The organism is Mesorhizobium sp. M4B.F.Ca.ET.143.01.1.1 (assembly GCF_004792275.1).
Lineage (GTDB): Bacteria > Pseudomonadota > Alphaproteobacteria > Rhizobiales > Rhizobiaceae > Mesorhizobium > Mesorhizobium abyssinicae.
Map to the genome: position 1 here is coordinate 1 of NZ_SRSR01000283.1, position 305 is coordinate 305.

Here is a 305-nt window from a genome sequence, read left to right on the forward strand (position 1 = left end):
GCGACGGCGTCAGCGCCAGCGCGGATGCGAATGTCGGCGACAGCGCCAAAGCGACCCTTGGCCTGGGGATCGACGACGAAGCCGGGGTCGGCGTGGGAGGGTTCTCTACACTGAGCACGCCGAACACAGTAGGAATCCCGGGGACTCCCGCCGTGAAGAATGCGGTGGCTCAGATGTCCGGCACCAAATTGACCCGGATGAAGAAGCGCTGTGCCGACGTGCTCTCCAGCGAAGCAACCTATGATGCCGATCTGAGGGCGCTCTGCCTGATGATTTCGCGTCGCTGATGCATGCCGCAAGGCAAC

At 63.3% G+C, this 305-nt stretch carries 1 pseudogene; it reads left to right on the forward strand.

Features of this window, described 5'->3' with window-relative positions:
• Nucleotides 1–287 (forward strand): annotated as a pseudogene (locus EN786_RS37005) (hypothetical protein); the annotation flags it as partial.
• Between the last annotated feature and the right edge of the window lie 18 nt (nt 288–305).